Here is a 15,993-nt window from a genome sequence, read left to right as displayed (position 1 = left end):
GGGCCGTTTTCCATTTGCTTATTCCTGTACCACAAATCCGGTGGGGCCGTTCTGCAGCGTGAGGTGAAAGCGCACGCTGTCCCCCGACCAGAGGGTATTGGAGTACTCCAAAGCAGTGCCGTCCTTCTGATAGGCGGTACCGTGGAGGAGCACCAGAGGCGTATCCTGCATACAGCGCAGCAGGGCCCGGTCCGCGGGCGTGGCGCGCACCGCCTCGATGTCGTCCTCCACCCGGTCGACCTGGAGATGGTAGACCTGTTCCAGCGTCTCCAGCACCGAGTTGTGGATGAGCTGGACCCCCTCCATCCCGGGGACCAAACGGGCAGGCAGGTGGGAGCGGCTGACCGCGATGGGCCTTCCGTCGATGTGGTAGAGCCGCTTGATGTACACCGCCTCATCCTCCGGCCGGAGCCCCAGATGCTCGCACACCGAGGGGAAGAGATCGGTGACCAGCCGCTGCTCCAGAATGTCGGCGCGGACCTCCGGCTCCTGAGAGGGCTGGAGCAGATGCCCCTTGGAGACCACCGCGTAGTTGAGGCTGTTGATGTAGGGGACCGGATTTGCCGCCAGGAAGGAGCCGCGGCCCCGCTCCTTGCGGATGATCCCGTCCTTCTCCAGCTCCGCCAGCGCCTGGCGCAGCGTGATGCGGCTCACGTCATACTGCTGGGCCAGCTCCATCTCGCCGGGCAGCTGCTGCCCGATGCTCCACTCCTGGAGGATGATCCGCTGTTTCAGATCCATCTCGATCTGGAAGTACACCGGGACGGGAGAGTTTTTATCCACCTTTGCAGCGCGTTCTGCCATGGAGCACCTCCCTGTTGGTTGTAAAAGTCCACACTATGTAATTAAGTTTACACGAACTTACCGAAAAATGCAAGTAACGGCCCGGACCGCCGGGCGGGAAGGGGGACCTGATATGGAGCAGACCATCGCGGTGATCGGGGCCGCGGCTATTGGTGACTATCTCTTTCATGTGGAGCATCTGCCCGACCGGGGGGAGATCGTCCGCATCACCGAACACAGCGGCGCCCTGGTCCCCGGCGGCTGCGCGCCCAACATCGCCTGCGGGATCGCCGCGCTGGGCCGCGCCCGTCCCCGGCTCTTCTACCCGGTGGGCGACGACTTCTCCGCCACCGGGCTGCTGGAACAGTGGCAGGCCCGCGGCATCGACTGCAGCGGCCTCACCGTTGTCCCGGGCGTCCCCTCCGGCTGCGCCTGGATGTACATGCAGGCCGACGGCACCACCATGTGCTTCTCCTACTACGGCGCGGCGGCCAGCGCCCGGGCGGCGCTGCCGGTGGAGCTGCCCGAGTGGGTGGTCCTCGCGCCGGTGCTGGGCGACTACACCGCCGGATACCTGACCGAAGCCCTCCGCCAGCGCCGCAAGGTGGTGGTCACCGGCATCGGCAAAGCGGCGCTGGGTCCGTGGCTGCCGGAGCTCTATGGCCTCATCATCAACCGCCGGGAGGCCCAGGAGCTCTGCCAGGCACTGGATCTCCCGGACCGCCGGGCCCTCTCGGAGGCCTATCCCCATCTGCTGCTCTACATCACCGACGGCGGTGAGGGCAGCAGCCTGTATCGGGCCGGAGCGGAGACCAAATTTTCCCCCGTGCAGGCCGGACAGCTGATGGATTTTACCGGCGCGGGGGACTCCTTCACCGCCGGAGTGGTCAGCGCACTGGCCGCCGGCATCCCCCCGGAGCGCGCCGCCTGGTACGGCGCCTCCATGGCCAGCTTCGTCATTGAACGTCAGGGCGGCCAGTGTCCCATGCCCACCTGGGAAGAGATCGGGGCACGGCTGGACTGCCAATTTCCCCAACTGAGAAAGGAAGAGATGAAATGACCGATTACGACCGCGTACTGGGCTGCCTGTACGGCATGGCCTCCGGAGACGCCCTGGGCGTCCCCAGCTCCTTCATGACCCAGGAGTACATCCAAAAGACCTGGGGCTGGATCGACACCTTCTATCCCCCGGAAAAGGGCCACATCTTCCACGACGGGCTGAAGGCCGGCGAGTACACCGACGACACCGAGCAGGCCCTGGCGCTGATGAATTCCTTCCTGCGCAACAAGAAGGTGGTGCCTCTGGACGTGGTGAAGGAGATCCTGGCCTGGGCCGACCGGGTCAAGGACAAGTACGCCAGCCCCCTGGGCCCCAGCACCGAGCGGGCCCTGAAGGCCATCCGGGACGGCGCCGACATCACGGTCAGCGGCAAGTACGGCAACACCAACGGCTCGGCCATGCGCATCAGCCCGGTGGGCATCATCCACGGTCTGCGGGGCTCCTCCTGTGAGGAGATGATCCGGGACGTGTACGCCACCTGCATGCCCACCCACAACACCACCGTCTGCGTCTCCTCCGCCGCCGCCATCGCCTGGGGCGTGGCCCTGTGCATCCGCGGGGAGCAGAATATCGGCGACATCGTGGCCGAGACCATGCGCGCGGCGGACCTGGCCAGCCACCTGGGCTACTCGGTGGTCTCCCCCTCCATCTCCAAGCGGATCGGGCTGGTCTACGAGCTGGTGCAGCGATACGGCGATGACCCCAAGAAGGCCATGGCCGAGCTCTACGACTACTTTGGCGGCGGCGACCTGGCCGCCGACTCCATCCCCGTCTCCATCGGTCTCTTCGCCCTGGGCAAGGGCGACGTCAAGACCGTCAACGAGTACTGCGTCAACTTCGGCGGCGACTGCGACACCAACGCCGCCATGGCCGGCGCCATGGCCGGCGCCTACTCCGGCGTGGAGCGGGTCCCCGCTGCCTGGCGGGAGACCATCCGCTCGGTGAACCACATCGCGCTGGAGGACTACGCCAACCGGCTCCTGGATCACCTGATCCCCGAATGGGAAGTGGCCCCCCCGGCGGGCGCGGACCGGGGGATCTGATCGCGGCTCTACCCTTCCATCCAAAGATGGCAGAAAAAAAGGAGGACTTATGATGAAAAAGCTCATGTCTCTGCTGCTCTCTTCCGCACTGCTCCTGACCCTGCTGCCCGCCTGCGGCTCCACGGGCACCACGCCCCCCGACACCAGCGAGCCCACCGAACAGGAAGAAGGCGTGACCAAGACGGCCCGCCAGTACCCCGACCGTGAGGAGATCACCATGTGGTTCTGGGGCCCCGCGCCCGAGTACCAGGAGCACATCCAGGACGTGCTCTGCGGCTGGTACAACGAGTCCCAGGATCAGTACGAGCTGACCATTGAGTTCCGCAACACCGTGGACGTGGATATGCCCCGCGCCCTGGCCGCCCACAACGCCCCCGACATCGTCTACGCCTCCGGCCCGTCCTACACCGCCGTCTACGCCAACGAGGGCCTGGTGCTGGATCTGAACGACTACGCCGAGCAGTACGGCTGGAAGGACCGCGTCCTGGGCGTCATGTACGACGCCTGCACCCTGGACGGCCACCTGTACTCCGTGCCCGGCGGCATGGTCATCGGCGGCATCCTCTACAACAAGGCCACCTTTGAGGAGAAGGGCTGGGAGCCCCCCACCACCATCGACGAGATGGTCGCCATCATGGATGAGGCCAAGGCGGAGGGCATGTACCCCCTGGCCGCCGGCAACAAGGGCTGGAAGCCCTGCAACGACCACTTCTCCTCCATGATCATCAACCACCTGGGCTCTCCCCGCCTGTTCTACGATGCCCTGACCGGCAACACCTCCTTCAACACCCCTGAGATGGTGCAGGCCGTCCAGACCAGCGCCGACTGGTTCCAGGCGGGCTACCTGGCCGGTAACGACTATGTGAACCTGGACTCCCAGGAGGCCATCCAGACCCTGAAGGACGGCCGCTCCGCCATGGCCATGGTGCCCACGCTGTATATCCAGTTCGCCGCCCAGAGCTTCCTGGGTGAGGAGGCCGACCAGGTCGGCTTCGTGCCCATGCCCACCGTGGGCATGGACGAGGACGTCTACGACGTGTCCATGAACTGCAACTTCGCCATCAACGCCGACACCAAGTACGCCGACGAGTGCGCCAAGATCCTGGACTATATGCTCACCGCTGAGTTCGGCGGCAAGATGACCGAAGGCTGGCCCGGCTACTGGGCGATCCCCGTGAAGGACATGGCCAACTACGACGCCAGCTCCATGACCGGCCTTTCCAAGCTCACCATGGACATCCTCCAGCAGGCCATCGACAGCATCGACGCGGGCTACTTCTGCCTGCATCCCTCCTCCTTCTTCCCCTCCGCCACCGTCACCGCCTTTGAGGACATCGACACCGTGTGGCAGGGCGTCATGACCGCGGAGCAGTTCTGCCAGACCGTGGACGCCGAGCTTCAGAACGACATCGCCAACGGGCTGGTCTGCCCGCTGACGGAGCCCGCCTATTGATCCATCCATCCCGGGGGACGGCCGCGGCAGCCTGCCCGGCCGTCCCCCCTCTTCCATTCAAACACAGGGAAGTGAAAAGAATGACGCAACTCCCAGCTCACCGCCAAAAACGGGTCCGCACCCTGGGCTACCATCTGCTGTCCCTGCCCGCCGTGGTGCTCAGCGCCTTTGTGGTGCTCATTCCCGCTCTGCAGACCATCTACGCCGCCTTTACCGAGTGGAACGGCATTTCCCCGGAGAAGGAGTGGGTAGGCCTGCGCAACTTCCAGGAGCTGGCCGAAGACTGGATCTTCCGGCAGGCTCTGGTCAACAACATCAAGTGGACCCTCATCTTCGTGACCATCCCGGTCATCGTCGCCATGCTCTCCGCCGTGCTCATCGCCCACTTCCGGGTGGGGCACAAGACCTTTCAGGTGATCTACCTCATCCCCTACCTGCTGGCCCCCACCACCAACGCCATCATCTGGCTGAACATCATCTTCAGCCCCACCGGCGGCCTGGTGGGCTTCCTGCAGAAGCTGGGCTGGGACATCACCTCTCCCCTGGGCAATATGAACACCGCCCTCTACGGCGTAGCCGCCGTGGACATCTGGCACTACTGGGGCTTTTTGACGGTCATCTACCTGGCCGCCCTGCGGCAGACCCCGGTGGACCAGATCAAGGCCGCCCAGATCGAGGGCGCCAGCGGCTGGCAGGTCTACCGCTATGTGTACCTGCCCAACATCGCCCCCACCGTGCGCCTGATGTTCGTCTTTATCGTGATCTACTCCTTCATGACCTTTGACTATATCTATCTGCTCACCTCCGGCGGGCCCGCCCACGCCACCGAGATGCTCTCCACCTACGCCTATACCACCGCGTTCTCCGCCTTTAAATTCGGAAAAGCCGCTGCCATCTCCCTGGCCATGGGCCTGTTGGGCAGCTTCGCCGCATTCTTCTACACCTGGTTCAGCCGGAAGGAGGCCTTGGAATGAAAGCGCTGTCCCACAGAGCCGAACGGCCGCCCAAGGAAAAGCGGCAGATCACGCTGGGCTTCCTCCTGGCCATCCTGTTTCTGCTCATCATGGCGGTCATCTCCCTGTTCCCGCTGTTTCTGGTGCTCATCAACAGCTTCAAGAGCCACGCCGAGATCCTGGCCAATCCCCTGTCCCTGCCCACCGAGCTCAGCCTGAGCAACTATCTCTACACCTGGCAGGTGGGTAAATTCGGCGAGGGCTTCCTCAACAGCCTCAAGCTCACCGGCACCGCCATCGTCACCGGCGTGCTGGCCTCCGCCACCATGGGCTATGTGCTGGCCACCCGGCGGGTGCGGACCTGGAAGCCTCTGACCCTCTACTTCATGCTCTGCACCACGGTCCCCCTGCAGATGTTCATGCTGCCTCTGTACACCACCTTCGTCAACCTGCACCTGATGGGCAATGTCTTTGCCGTCGGCGTGGCCATCGCCGCCTGGAACCTGCCCATGCCCATCTTCCTCATGCGCACCTATTTCCTGAAAGTGCCCTATGAGCTGGAGGAGGCCGCCCGCATCGACGGGGCCAACACCTTCCAGGTCTTTACCAAGGTGATGCTCCCCATCGTCTCCCCCGGTCTCATCACCGTGGCGGTCATCGTGGGGCTCTTCTCCTGGAACGAGTACCTGCTCAGCACCACCCTCCTCCAGGGCGAGAGCAACTTCACCGCCACCCTGAAATTCCTCAACCTGAACGGCACGTTCTCCAAGGATTACAGCGTCATCATGTCGGGCGCCGTCATCATGATCGTACCCATGATCGTCATCTTCCTGCTCCTGCAGAAGAAGTTCATCGAGGGTATGGCCAGCGGCGCCGTCAAGGGATAAGAACCACTCATCACAGAAAGAAGGTAATGACCATGAGCGTACAGCGCTATCAGGAGCAGATCTACGCCGGTGTGCTGGGTAAGATCATCGGCGTCTACACCGGCCGGCCCGTGGAGGGCTGGAGCTACGACGCCATCCGGGAGCGGTTCGGCTTCATCGACTACTATGTGTCCCACAAGACCGGCGCCCCCTTCATCGTCCCCGACGACGACATCTCCGGCACCTTCAATTTCTACCGGGCCCTGGAGGACAACGGCTACCCGGTGAACGTCACCGCCGAGCAGATCGGCGAGGCCTGGCTCAACTACATCGTGGAGGACAAGACCATCCTCTGGTGGGGCGGCCTGGCCCGCTCCACCGAGCACTCGGCCTATCTGCGCCTGAAGGCGGGGATCAAGCCCCCCAGGAGCGGTTCCGGCGAGCTCAACGGCATGGCCATCGCCGAGCAGATCGGCTCCCAGATCTTCATCGACACCTGGGCCATGGTCAACCCCGGCAACCCCGACCGGGCCGCCCGCATGGCCCGGGAGGCCGCGGTGGTCAGCCACGACGGCATCGCCGTGGAGTGCGCGGTGTACCTGGCCGCCCTGGAGGCCATGGCCTTTGACGTAAAGGACGTGCCCACCCTGCTCCGCGAGTGCCGCCGCTACATCGCCGACAACGCCTACGGCCGGCAGCTCAACGGCCTTCTGGACGACGTGCTGGAGCAGTGCCGCGCGGCCGACAACTGGCGGCAGGTCCGGGACTGGATCGAGGAGAACCACAACTATGCCAAGTACCAGGGCAACTGCCCCATGGTGCCCAACCACCTGGCGGTCATCATGGCCCTGTGGTTCGGCGGCGACGACTTCCGCCGCTCCATCGACATCGCCGCCTCCGCCGGCTGGGATACCGACTGCAACGCCGGCAACGTGGGCTGCCTCAACGCCATCCGGCTTGGCCTGGACGCCATTGACGCCGATGTGGACCTCCGGGGTCCCGTGGCCGACCGGATGTATGTGGTGAGCACCGACGGAGGCGACTGCATCTACGACGCCGTGCGGGAGACCCGCAAGATCCTCCGGGCCGCCGCCGCCCTCAACGGCGAGACGGTGGACCTGCCCGCCCAGCGCTATGCCTTTGAGATGCCCGGCTCGGTCCAGGGCTTCCTCATCCACCCCACCCATCCCTTCGACCAGGCCGCCCGGCGGTTGGAGAACACCCTGGCCAAGACCGGCAAGCCCGGCCTGGCCATCGAATACCAGGGCGTGTCCGGCTCGGTGACCGCCAGCGTCTCGGTGCAGACCTATGTGGACCCCGCGCCCAAGGCCGCCCCCGACACCAGCTATTTTGAGGTCTATGCCAGCCCCTCCCTCTACTCCGGCCAGACCGTAACCGCCGTTCTCTCCTGCGAGGCGGGCCAGACCCCTGACTTCCGCTTCTTCATCGACTACTACGACGGCAACGACGAGATCGCCACCCTGTACGGCCCCCGGCAGGCCCTCTCCGCGGGGGACAACACCCTCACCTGGACCATCCCCGACACCTGCGGGCGGGCGGTGTACCGCCTGGGCCTGGAGCTGCTCTCCGACCACCGCCAGGACGGCCGGGTCATCCTGCGCACCGTGGACTGGAAGGGCGCCCCCAGCCGCTTCCACATGGGCCTGGCCAACGAGCTCACCCCCGGCATCAGCCCCTTCGTTATCCGCACCAAGTGGATGATGGCCTTCATGAACTCCACCAAGCACACCGGTCCCGACTACCTGGCCACCCTGGCCATCTCCCATCCGGAGCGCAACGGCGTTTTGACCATCGGTGATATCACCTGGGAAGATTACTCGGTGGAATCCCGCATCCAGTTCGTCCACGCCAAATACGCCGGTCTGGTGGCCCGGGCCAAGGGACACCGCCGGTACTACGCCGCCGTCTTTGGCGAGGGCAAGGTCTACCTCCTGTGCCGCAAGGGCGAGGAGATCACCGTCCTGGCCACCTCCGAGATGGGCTACCGGGAGGGCGACTGGCACGACTTCCGCTTCGAGGTGAAGGGGTCCCGTCTGACCTTCCTGGTGGACGGCCAGACCGCCTGCACCTGCGAGGACGACACCTACTCCCGCGGCTCCTGCGGCTTCGTGGTGGACGAGGGCGCCATCGTGGCCAAGGAGTTCACCGTGGAGGCGCTGTAAGCCGCCATGGACTGTCTCATCGTATCCACCGCCGTCACCGACCAGCTCTATCTGGCCGACGGCAGCTATCGGGGGGACTTTCTGGGCGGCGCGGGGACCTACGCCCTGTGCGGCGCGGCCCTCTGGTGTGACACCCCCATCCTGGTCACCGGCGTGGGCGAGGACTTCGAGGCCCTCCACGGCAGCTGGTTCCGCGCCAGCGGCTGCACCACGGCGGGACTGCTGGTGAAGGACCCCCATACCGCCGCGTCCACCGTGCGCTACCAGCCCGACGGCGAGCGCCTGGAGACTCCGCCCTACGGCCCCGAACACTACCGGCGGCTGGAGGCCACGCCCGAGGACCTGCGCCCCTACTGGGGCGTGGTCCGGGGGGCCTACATCTTCAAGGACCTGAGCCCCGACTACTGGGAGGCCGTTCTGGCCCAGGCCGCCCCCAGCTGCACCCCCATCCTGTGGGAGCTCAACGCCGATGAGGCCCGCCCGGACCGTCTGGACCGGGTGAAGGCCCTGGCCGAGGCCTGCGGCCTCTTCTCCCTCAACCGCACCGAGGCCGGCCATCTGCTGGGGACCGGCGATCTGGACCAGATGGTCCGGGAGCTGCTGACCTGGCGGACCCGGCTCATCTACCTGCGTCTGGGGAGCCACGGGGCCATGGTCCTGGCCGGGGGGCGGGCGGTGTCCATCCCCTGCGCCCCCTGCGGCCCGGTAGTAGACCCCACCGGCGCGGGCAACAGCTCCAGCGCCGCCGTCCTCTGCGGCTGGTGCCAGGGCCGCTCCCCCGCCGCCTGCGGCGCCATGGGGGCCATCAGCGCCGCCCGCTGCATCGAGCAGTACGGCCCGCCCATTCTCACCGATGAGATGCGGGCGAGGGCCCGGGAGGATCTGGAGCACATGCTCCGGGGATTGGAGGCAACATGAAAAAAAGTGACGCCATCCGGGCGAAGGCTTCCATCGCCCACATCCACCAGCAGTTCGAATACGACGACAACATCCCCCAGAGCGGCTTCTTCATCCAGGGCCGCCCAGCGCTGACCCAGATCGACACCTCCAAAGTGGGGGACTTTGTGCTGGTCCTGGTGCGGGACGCCCTGTGCGCCTACGGCTCCGACCCCGCCAAAGTCGTGGCCGACCGGCTGGAGCACGCCGAGCTCATCGGCCAGTCCGGCATGTACACCTCGTACAGCGGCTGGTACAAGGGCGCCCACATCACCGCCGTCAGCGGCGGCAGCGGTGCGCCGGAGATGGAGATGATCCTCTACGACTACATGGAGCACACCGACGCGGGCACCTTCCTGCGGGTGGGCGGCTTCGGCGGCTTCGGTGACGAGGTCAATCCCGGCGATCTGGTCATCTCCTCCGGCGCGGTCCGGGCCGAGGGCATGACCCAGGCCTATATCGAGGCGGGCTACCCCGCCGTCAGCCACTACGAAGTGGTGTGCGCCCTGGTGCAGGCCGCCGAGCAGGTGGGCCACCCCTACCACGTGGGGGTCACCGTCTCCTGCGACAGCGACTATGTGGGCGGCGGCCGCCCCGGCGTGGGGGGCTATATGCAGCCCTGGAACATCGAAAAGGCCGGCATCTACAACCGGGCCGGATGCCTCAACGGGGACCGGGAGTCCTCCGCCATTCTGACGCTGTCCGCCCTCTTCGGGCGGCGGGGCGGCTCCATCTGCTCGGTGTCGGACAATATGTGTACCGGAAAGCGCTTTTCGGCCGGGATCGGCCACAACTACGCTCTGGATGTGGCTCTGGAGGGCTGTGCCATCCTGCACTGCATGGACCTGCAGAAGGGCCAGAAACCCCACTGGTATCCGGAGCTGGGCAAACAGGAGGAAACCACCCATGAATGAACGACTGGATTCGGCCATGTGCCGTCAGGCCCGCAGTCTGCCGGAGCTTCTGCGCCAGCAGTACGAAGACCTGGAACCCAAGACCCGCCTGGCGCTGACCACACCGGAGATCTTCTCGGTGCAGCGCATCGTGCTCACCGGCTGCGGCGACTCCCTGGCGGCGGGCATGGCCGCCAAGTACGCCTTTGAGGCCTGGACCGGCATCCCCACCGAGGTGGTCAGCGCCATCGAGCTCTCCCGCTTCTACCCCCAGGCGCAGCTGGGCTTCGCGCCCCACAATCCCCTGGTCATCGCGGTGAGCAACTCCGGCGGCGTGTCCCGGGTGGGCGAGGCGGTGCAGCGCTGCGCCAAGCACGGCGCCCTCACCCTGGGCGTCACCGGCAATCCCGGCTCCCTGCTGGGCCAGAGCGCCCACAAGCTGGTGCAGCTGGACATCCCGCCCTTTGAGAGCGCGCCGGGCACCCGCTCGTACCTGGTGTCCCTGCTGGCGCTGCTGCTGCTGGCCATCCGCTTCGGCGAGGTCCGGGGCCGCTACACCATGGATACCGCCATGTCCTACCGCCTGGCCATTCCCGCGCTGGCCCAGGCCCTTTCGGACGCCATGCCCGCCCTGGACGACGCCTGTCTGGACCTGGCCCGGAAGTGGAAAGACTGCGTGGCCTACGACTTCGTGGGCGCCGGGCCGGACTACACCTCCGCCTGGTTCGGGCACGCCAAGGTCTTTGAGGCCATGGGCAAGCCCGCCATGCACATCAACACCGAGGAGTGGCTCCACCTGAACTTCTTCCAGCGCGACGTGGAGCGGATCGGCACTGTGGTGGTCTGCGGCGGGAACTCTCCCGCCCGCTCCCGGGCCTGTGAATTGCTGGGCTACGCCGCCCAGATGGGCCGCCCCCTGGCCCTGGTCACCGACCAGCCCGACGCCTTCCCGAAGGGGGCCGCGGTGCTCCCGGTGCCCCAGGTCCAGCCGGAGCTGCTGGCCCCCCTGGTCCAGTTCGTGCCCCTGTGCCTGCTGACCGGCTATCTGGGCGAGCTGCTGGGCGAGGTGGACGGCCGGGGCTGCACCGGTCCCTGGGCCTTCTGCCAGGGCGGAACCGCCATCAAAAACAGCGAGATCATCGTACTGTGAGGGAGAGTGCCATGCTGCGTACATTCAAGCTGGAGACGCAATTCCGCGGTTACACTGAGCTGACCGCCGACATCAAGGCCGCCGTGGCGGAGAGCGGCGTGCAGGAGGGGCTGTGCCTGATCCACTGCCCCCACACCACCGCCGGACTGACCATCAGCTCCTTCTGGGATCTGAATGGCCTGGAGGATCTGCAGGACGAAGTCTGTCGTCTGGTCCCCACCCGCATCGACTTCAAGCATCAGTTCGACACCCCCCAGGATGCCGCCGGGCATGTGAAGTCCTCCCTGATGGGCGTACAGCTGACCCTCATCATCCACGAGGGCAAGCTGATGATCGGCTCCTCCCAGGGCATCTTCTTCCTGGAATTCGACGGTCCGCGCCATCGGCAGTATTATGTAAAGATCGTCGCGGATCAATAAAAATTCCGCCCGGGATCATTTGATCCCGGGCGGAATTTCATTCATCCTCAATGACCAGATGGAAGCGGGTCAGATTTCCCAGCCACAGGGTGCTGGCAAACTCGATGAGGGTCTCATCCTCCAGAAAATAGGAGGTCTGGATCTTCAGAAGGGAGGAGCCGTAGGGGCACTCCAGCAGCGCGGCGTCCATGGCGCCGGCGCTGCCCGCCTCGATGTAATTTTCGATCTTGGAAAAGCGGTACTGGTAGCGCCGGTCCAGCGTGGTGGTGATGCTGCTGTCGATGAGCCCCTGTTCCACCAGGCCGGGCACCCGCTCAGCGGGGAACCAGGCGTGGTTCAGACCCAAGGGCCGCCCTGCCTGCACAAAGACCCGACGCAGATAGAGCAGGGGGATGGGGTTCTCCTTCCAGTGGAAGGCCTCCTGGACGAACACAGGGGGATTCTCCTCGGTCCGCAGCTCCAGGACGCGGTTTTCACTGTGCTTCTTTTCCGGCCGGGTCCGCCCCGGGATGGGGAAGCTGAGCTCCTCCACAAAGGGCTTGGTCTGGCCGGTCAAAAAGGCGCCCTTCCCCTGGATCCGGGTCAGCAGGCCGCGCTCCTCCAGATCGGACAGCGCCTGGCGCAGCGTGATGCGGCTTACGTCGTACTGACGGGCCAGTTCGCTCTCCGAGGGCAGCCGGTCCCCTATATGCCACTCTCCGCTGTCGATGCGCTCCGTCAGATCGGATGAGATCTGATGATAGGCCGGAATGGGAGAGGTCTTGTCGATTCGGACCGTGGAAACCATCGTAACATCTCCTGTATTATTTTATGGACATCCATACGTTATATTATCACCGATTTTCCTTCTCTTGTCAATGATCCCCTTTCGATCTCCGCGGAAAAAGGTCGCTGCCCCGCCTCCCCCTGGACTTTCCATTGTAAAGTTACAAAATAAGTGCTATAATGACAAAGTTATATAGTTTTATGTAAATAAGGCGATCACGCTCCGCGCCAGGACACGCCGTCCGCCCTACCGCACACGCAGCCTTGGCCAGGGGCTGCCGCGCCATTTGCAATGCGAGGAGATGAATCATGTGAACGCATGGCTTGAGTCGAGTTTGACACAGCCCAGTCCTGTGCAGAAAGAGCTGGCAGATCTCATCCAGAATCACGCGACGTGCATTGAATATCCGGCCAAAAAAATTTTTCTGGAGCCGGGCGACACCATCCACGGCGTGTATTACATCGCAGCCGGCCGGACGCGTCACTATATGATGGCGGAGGACGGCTCGGAAAAGGTCCTGTACACCCTGGCCCCCGGCTGGTTCTTCGGGGAGGCCTCCTGTGTGCTGGAGGAACCCACCAGTCTCTACTCCATGACGGAGGTCAAGACCCAGGTCTACTACATCCCCCTGCGGGACTACCGGTGGATGCTGGACCACGACAAACTGTTCCGGGAGGCCATCCTCCAGAGCTATTCGAAAAAGGAGCTGATTCTCCGCCACGAGGTGGAAAATCTGGCCTTCAACTCCTGTAAAGACCGCCTGAAGCGGCTGTTTTGTTCGGTGGCCGACACCGAGCACCCCACGGTGGACGGCTGGTATCCCCTCAAGGTGCGCTATACCCAGTACGAGCTCAGCGCCATTGTGGGCAACTCCCGGGTCACGGTCAACAAGCTCATCAACGAGCTGTGTGAGGAGGGCTTTATCCGCCTGCTCAACCGCAAGATGCAGGTCTGTGCCGAGCCCTACCGGAAATTTACGACGCGAAAGAAAATGTAGCATTTCTTACAATATCAAAAAGCATTCTTTTGGTGTTTTCCGTCATTATAACTTGATAGATTGCAAGGAAAAGATGTTCGTGTAAGAATTTAGACGAACATCTTTTTTGTCTATATTGCGAAAGAGAGCCAAAAAAGATGGCGACTCCATCTCGGAAAATCCACAAAACGAAAGGGTGCTTCTCATGATTCAACTGCAAGGCTCCTGGGTGGCCATGCCCACCCCCTTCACCGAGAATGACAAGATCGATTTTGACGGCTTCGCCACGCTGATCGACCGCCAGATCAAATACGGCACCAGCCAGCTCTTCGTCCTCGGCAGCGCCGGCGAGACCACGCTGCTCACCATGGAGGAGAAAAAGACCATCGTCAAAGAGGTCGTCTCCATGACCAAGGGCCGCATCCCCTGCTTCTTCAACGCCTCCGCCCTGACCACCGAGCAGAGCGTGGAGATGGCCCGCTACTGCGAGCAGCAGGGCGCCGACGGCGTGATCTTCACCGTGCCCCCCTACGTGCTCATCAACCAGCACGCCACCTTCACCCACTTCGACACCTGCATGAGCTCCATCGGCATCCCCTGCGGCATCTACAACAACCCCAGCCGTCTGGGCGTGCTGGTGCAGCCCGAGACCATCAAGAAGCTCTCCGACAAGCACCCCAACTTTGTGGTGGACAAGGAGGCCCAGGGCAGCGTGGAGCAGCTGGTCCAGGTCCAGCGCCTGTGCGAGGGCAAGGTCAAGATCATGTGCTGCGACTACCCCCACTACTCCATCGTGGTCCCCACCCTGGCGCTGGGCGGCACCGGCACGGCCAACATCGGCGGCAACATCATCCCCGAGGAAGCCGCCAAGTACTCCCGTCCCTGGACCAGCATGGAGATCATGGAGGAGTGCCGCACCGAGTACTTCAAGTGGTTCCCCCTGCTCCAGCAGCTCTACACCTTCTCCAACCCTGTGGTCATCAAGGCCGCCCTGCGCATCCTGGGCCTGCCCGGCGGCCACCTGCGCAAGCCCTATGAGGAGTACACCGGCCAGCGTCTGGCCGACCTGGAGAAGCTGATGGGCGAGCTGGGCGTCATCGACAAGTACGGCGTGCGCTAAGGCGCGGACGGGAGAACCGCTATGTCGGAAAAAATGATCGTCATCGGCGGCACCGCCGCCGGTCTCAGCGCCGCCTCCAAGGCCAAGCGCCTGGACCCCTCCCTGGAGATCCAGGTCTTTGAGCGCTCGGGCTACATCAGCTACGGCGCCTGCGGCCTGCCCTATTTCGTGGGCGGGCTCATCGACGAGCCGGAGGACCTGGTGAGCCTGACCGTGGACCAGGTGACCAACCAGCGCGGCATCCCCACCTACATCCACCACGAGGTGACCAAGATCGACCGGGAGGCCCGTCAGGTCACCGTGGTGGACCTGGACCGGAACACCGAGCAGGTCTACCCCTACGACAAGCTGGTCATCGCCACCGGCGCCCGGCCCATCCGGCCCAACATCCCCGGCGTGGACGCCCAGGGCGTGTACTGCCTGCGCACCGTGGAGGACGGCATCCGCCTGAAGCGGGCCGTCACCGCCCAGGGCAAGAAGCAGGTGGCCATCATCGGCGGCGGCTTCATCGGGCTGGAGGTGGCCGAGGAGCTGGCCCTGTCGGGCCTGGAGGTCCACGTGTTCGAGATGCTGCCCCGGCTGCTCCCCTTCCTGGACGAGAGCTTCTCCACGGCGGTGCTCAACGTGCTGACGTCCCACGGCGTGCAGGTCCACACCGGCGCGGCCGTGGAAGCGCTGCTCACCGAGGACGGCGCGGTCCGGGCGGTGCGCACCGGCGACGGCGCGGAGACCCCCGCCGACCTGGTGCTGCTCAGCATCGGCGTGACCCCCAACAGCGAGCTGGCCGCCGCGGCCGGCCTGGAGCTGGGCGTCAAGGGCAGCATCGTGGTGGATGACGGCATGCGCACCAGCGATCCCGCCATCTGGGCCTGCGGCGACTGCGTGCAGATGAAGAACCGGGTCACCGGCCGCCCCTGTCACGTCCCGCTGGGCACCACCGCCAACAAGCAGGGCCGCATCGCCGGAGCCAACACCGCCGGCGGGCACGACACCTTCCCCGGCGTGCTGGGCTCCATGGTGACCAAGGTCTTTGACCTGTACATCGCGGCCACCGGCCTCTCCCTCCAGCAGGCGCTGGAGGCGGGCTATGACGCCGTCTCCTCGGTGGTGACCAAGGGGGACCGGGCGTCCTACTACCCCGGCGGACACGACACCCGGATCTGCCTGGTCCTGGACCGGAAGAGCGGGCGTCTGCTGGGCGCCCAGGCCATCGGCGGCGAGTCGGTGGCGGGCCGCGTCAACGTGTTCGTGGCCGCCATCACCTGCGGCATGACGGTGGAACAGGTCAACGAGCTGGATCTGGTCTACGCCCCCCCGGTGGCACCGGTGTATGACCCCATTCTGATCGCGGCCAGTCAGGCCATGAAAAAAGTAGAGAAATAGGTGATCCAT

General features: G+C 64.7%; 15 protein-coding genes. 13 read left to right on the top strand and 2 right to left on the bottom strand.

Annotation, left to right across the window (positions count from 1 at the left end):
• Positions 1–18: 18 nt before the first annotated feature.
• A complete protein-coding gene (locus B5G43_RS10600; protein WP_087261060.1) occupies positions 19–804 on the bottom strand; it encodes a GntR family transcriptional regulator in 786 nt (261 codons plus the stop codon).
• 112 nt (positions 805–916) lie between these two features.
• On the opposite strand from B5G43_RS10600, the gene B5G43_RS10595 reads away from it, so the two are divergent.
• From B5G43_RS10595 to B5G43_RS10550, 10 genes are all read left to right on the top strand, one after another.
• Positions 917–1,843, top strand: coding sequence for a carbohydrate kinase family protein (locus B5G43_RS10595; protein WP_158097409.1), 927 nt, complete (start codon positions 917–919; stop codon positions 1,841–1,843).
• Positions 1,840–2,886 (top strand): ADP-ribosylglycohydrolase family protein, encoded by a 1,047-nt coding sequence (locus B5G43_RS10590; RefSeq protein ID WP_087261059.1) that lies wholly within the window; start codon positions 1,840–1,842, stop codon positions 2,884–2,886. Before B5G43_RS10595 ends, B5G43_RS10590 begins: the two co-directional genes overlap by 4 nt.
• Positions 2,887–2,938: 52 nt before the next feature.
• Positions 2,939–4,339: an extracellular solute-binding protein gene (locus B5G43_RS10585; protein WP_158097408.1), complete on the top strand. Its 1,401-nt coding sequence runs from the start codon at positions 2,939–2,941 to the stop codon at positions 4,337–4,339.
• Positions 4,340–4,419: 80 nt separating this feature from the next.
• Complete coding sequence (locus B5G43_RS10580; protein WP_087261055.1) at positions 4,420–5,313, top strand: sugar ABC transporter permease; 894 nt, start codon at positions 4,420–4,422, stop codon at positions 5,311–5,313.
• On the top strand, positions 5,310–6,179 hold the full coding sequence (locus B5G43_RS10575) for a carbohydrate ABC transporter permease (RefSeq protein WP_087261053.1): 870 nt from the start codon (positions 5,310–5,312) through the stop codon (positions 6,177–6,179). Before B5G43_RS10580 ends, B5G43_RS10575 begins: the two co-directional genes overlap by 4 nt.
• A gap of 32 nt (positions 6,180–6,211) precedes the next feature.
• Entirely contained in the window at positions 6,212–8,341 is a 2,130-nt protein-coding gene (locus tag B5G43_RS10570; RefSeq protein ID WP_087261052.1) for an ADP-ribosylglycohydrolase family protein, read from the top strand.
• A gap of 6 nt (positions 8,342–8,347) precedes the next feature.
• Complete coding sequence (locus B5G43_RS10565; protein ID WP_087261050.1) at positions 8,348–9,259, top strand: carbohydrate kinase family protein; 912 nt, start codon at positions 8,348–8,350, stop codon at positions 9,257–9,259.
• On the top strand, positions 9,256–10,191 hold the full coding sequence (locus B5G43_RS10560) for a nucleoside phosphorylase (protein WP_087261047.1): 936 nt from the start codon (positions 9,256–9,258) through the stop codon (positions 10,189–10,191). The genes B5G43_RS10565 and B5G43_RS10560 overlap by 4 nt, the downstream gene beginning before the upstream one ends.
• Entirely contained in the window at positions 10,184–11,320 is a 1,137-nt protein-coding gene (locus tag B5G43_RS10555; RefSeq protein WP_087261044.1) for an SIS domain-containing protein, read from the top strand. Before B5G43_RS10560 ends, B5G43_RS10555 begins: the two co-directional genes overlap by 8 nt.
• 11 nt (positions 11,321–11,331) lie before the next feature.
• Positions 11,332–11,739 carry a secondary thiamine-phosphate synthase enzyme YjbQ gene (locus B5G43_RS10550; protein WP_087261042.1) on the top strand — a complete coding sequence of 136 codons (408 nt, stop codon included), beginning with the start codon at positions 11,332–11,334 and terminating at the stop codon, positions 11,737–11,739.
• A gap of 37 nt (positions 11,740–11,776) precedes the next feature.
• Here B5G43_RS10550 and B5G43_RS10545 read toward each other — a convergent pair whose 3' ends face one another.
• Entirely contained in the window at positions 11,777–12,526 is a 750-nt protein-coding gene (locus tag B5G43_RS10545; RefSeq protein WP_087261040.1) for a GntR family transcriptional regulator, read from the bottom strand.
• Between the two features lie 289 nt (positions 12,527–12,815).
• Here B5G43_RS10545 and B5G43_RS10540 point away from each other — a divergent pair, with 289 nt between their 5' ends.
• The 3 genes from B5G43_RS10540 to B5G43_RS10530 all read left to right on the top strand — a co-directional run bounded on the left by B5G43_RS10540 (position 12,816) and on the right by B5G43_RS10530 (position 15,984).
• Positions 12,816–13,502 (top strand): Crp/Fnr family transcriptional regulator, encoded by a 687-nt coding sequence (locus B5G43_RS10540; protein WP_242960538.1) that lies wholly within the window; start codon positions 12,816–12,818, stop codon positions 13,500–13,502.
• 184 nt (positions 13,503–13,686) lie between these two features.
• Positions 13,687–14,601 (top strand): dihydrodipicolinate synthase family protein, encoded by a 915-nt coding sequence (locus B5G43_RS10535; protein ID WP_087261035.1) that lies wholly within the window; start codon positions 13,687–13,689, stop codon positions 14,599–14,601.
• Between the two features lie 21 nt (positions 14,602–14,622).
• A complete protein-coding gene (locus B5G43_RS10530; RefSeq protein WP_087261033.1) occupies positions 14,623–15,984 on the top strand; it encodes an FAD-dependent oxidoreductase in 1,362 nt (453 codons plus the stop codon).
• Positions 15,985–15,993: the final 9 nt, after the last annotated feature.

Source organism: Flavonifractor sp. An92 (genome assembly GCF_002159175.1).
Classification (GTDB): Bacteria; Bacillota; Clostridia; order Oscillospirales; family Oscillospiraceae; genus Pseudoflavonifractor_A.
The sequence above is the reverse complement of the archived record's forward strand: the minus strand, read 5'-3'. Positions and strand labels throughout refer to the sequence as shown.

Excerpts from the sequence above, each read along its gene's own strand:
- B5G43_RS10600 (WP_087261060.1), bottom strand. The coding sequence starts at position 804 with ATGGCAGAACGCGCTGCAAAGGTGGATAAAAACTCTCCCGTCCCGGTG.
- B5G43_RS10595 (WP_158097409.1), top strand. The coding sequence starts at position 917 with ATGGAGCAGACCATCGCGGTGATCGGGGCCGCGGCTATTGGTGACTAT.
- B5G43_RS10590 (WP_087261059.1), top strand. The coding sequence starts at position 1,840 with ATGACCGATTACGACCGCGTACTGGGCTGCCTGTACGGCATGGCCTCC.
- B5G43_RS10585 (WP_158097408.1), top strand. The coding sequence starts at position 2,939 with ATGAAAAAGCTCATGTCTCTGCTGCTCTCTTCCGCACTGCTCCTGACC.
- B5G43_RS10580 (WP_087261055.1), top strand. The coding sequence starts at position 4,420 with ATGACGCAACTCCCAGCTCACCGCCAAAAACGGGTCCGCACCCTGGGC.
- B5G43_RS10575 (WP_087261053.1), top strand. The coding sequence starts at position 5,310 with ATGAAAGCGCTGTCCCACAGAGCCGAACGGCCGCCCAAGGAAAAGCGG.
- B5G43_RS10570 (WP_087261052.1), top strand. The coding sequence starts at position 6,212 with ATGAGCGTACAGCGCTATCAGGAGCAGATCTACGCCGGTGTGCTGGGT.
- B5G43_RS10565 (WP_087261050.1), top strand. The coding sequence starts at position 8,348 with ATGGACTGTCTCATCGTATCCACCGCCGTCACCGACCAGCTCTATCTG.
- B5G43_RS10560 (WP_087261047.1), top strand. The coding sequence starts at position 9,256 with ATGAAAAAAAGTGACGCCATCCGGGCGAAGGCTTCCATCGCCCACATC.
- B5G43_RS10555 (WP_087261044.1), top strand. The coding sequence starts at position 10,184 with ATGAATGAACGACTGGATTCGGCCATGTGCCGTCAGGCCCGCAGTCTG.
- B5G43_RS10550 (WP_087261042.1), top strand. The coding sequence starts at position 11,332 with ATGCTGCGTACATTCAAGCTGGAGACGCAATTCCGCGGTTACACTGAG.
- B5G43_RS10545 (WP_087261040.1), bottom strand. The coding sequence starts at position 12,526 with ATGGTTTCCACGGTCCGAATCGACAAGACCTCTCCCATTCCGGCCTAT.
- B5G43_RS10535 (WP_087261035.1), top strand. The coding sequence starts at position 13,687 with ATGATTCAACTGCAAGGCTCCTGGGTGGCCATGCCCACCCCCTTCACC.
- B5G43_RS10530 (WP_087261033.1), top strand. The coding sequence starts at position 14,623 with ATGTCGGAAAAAATGATCGTCATCGGCGGCACCGCCGCCGGTCTCAGC.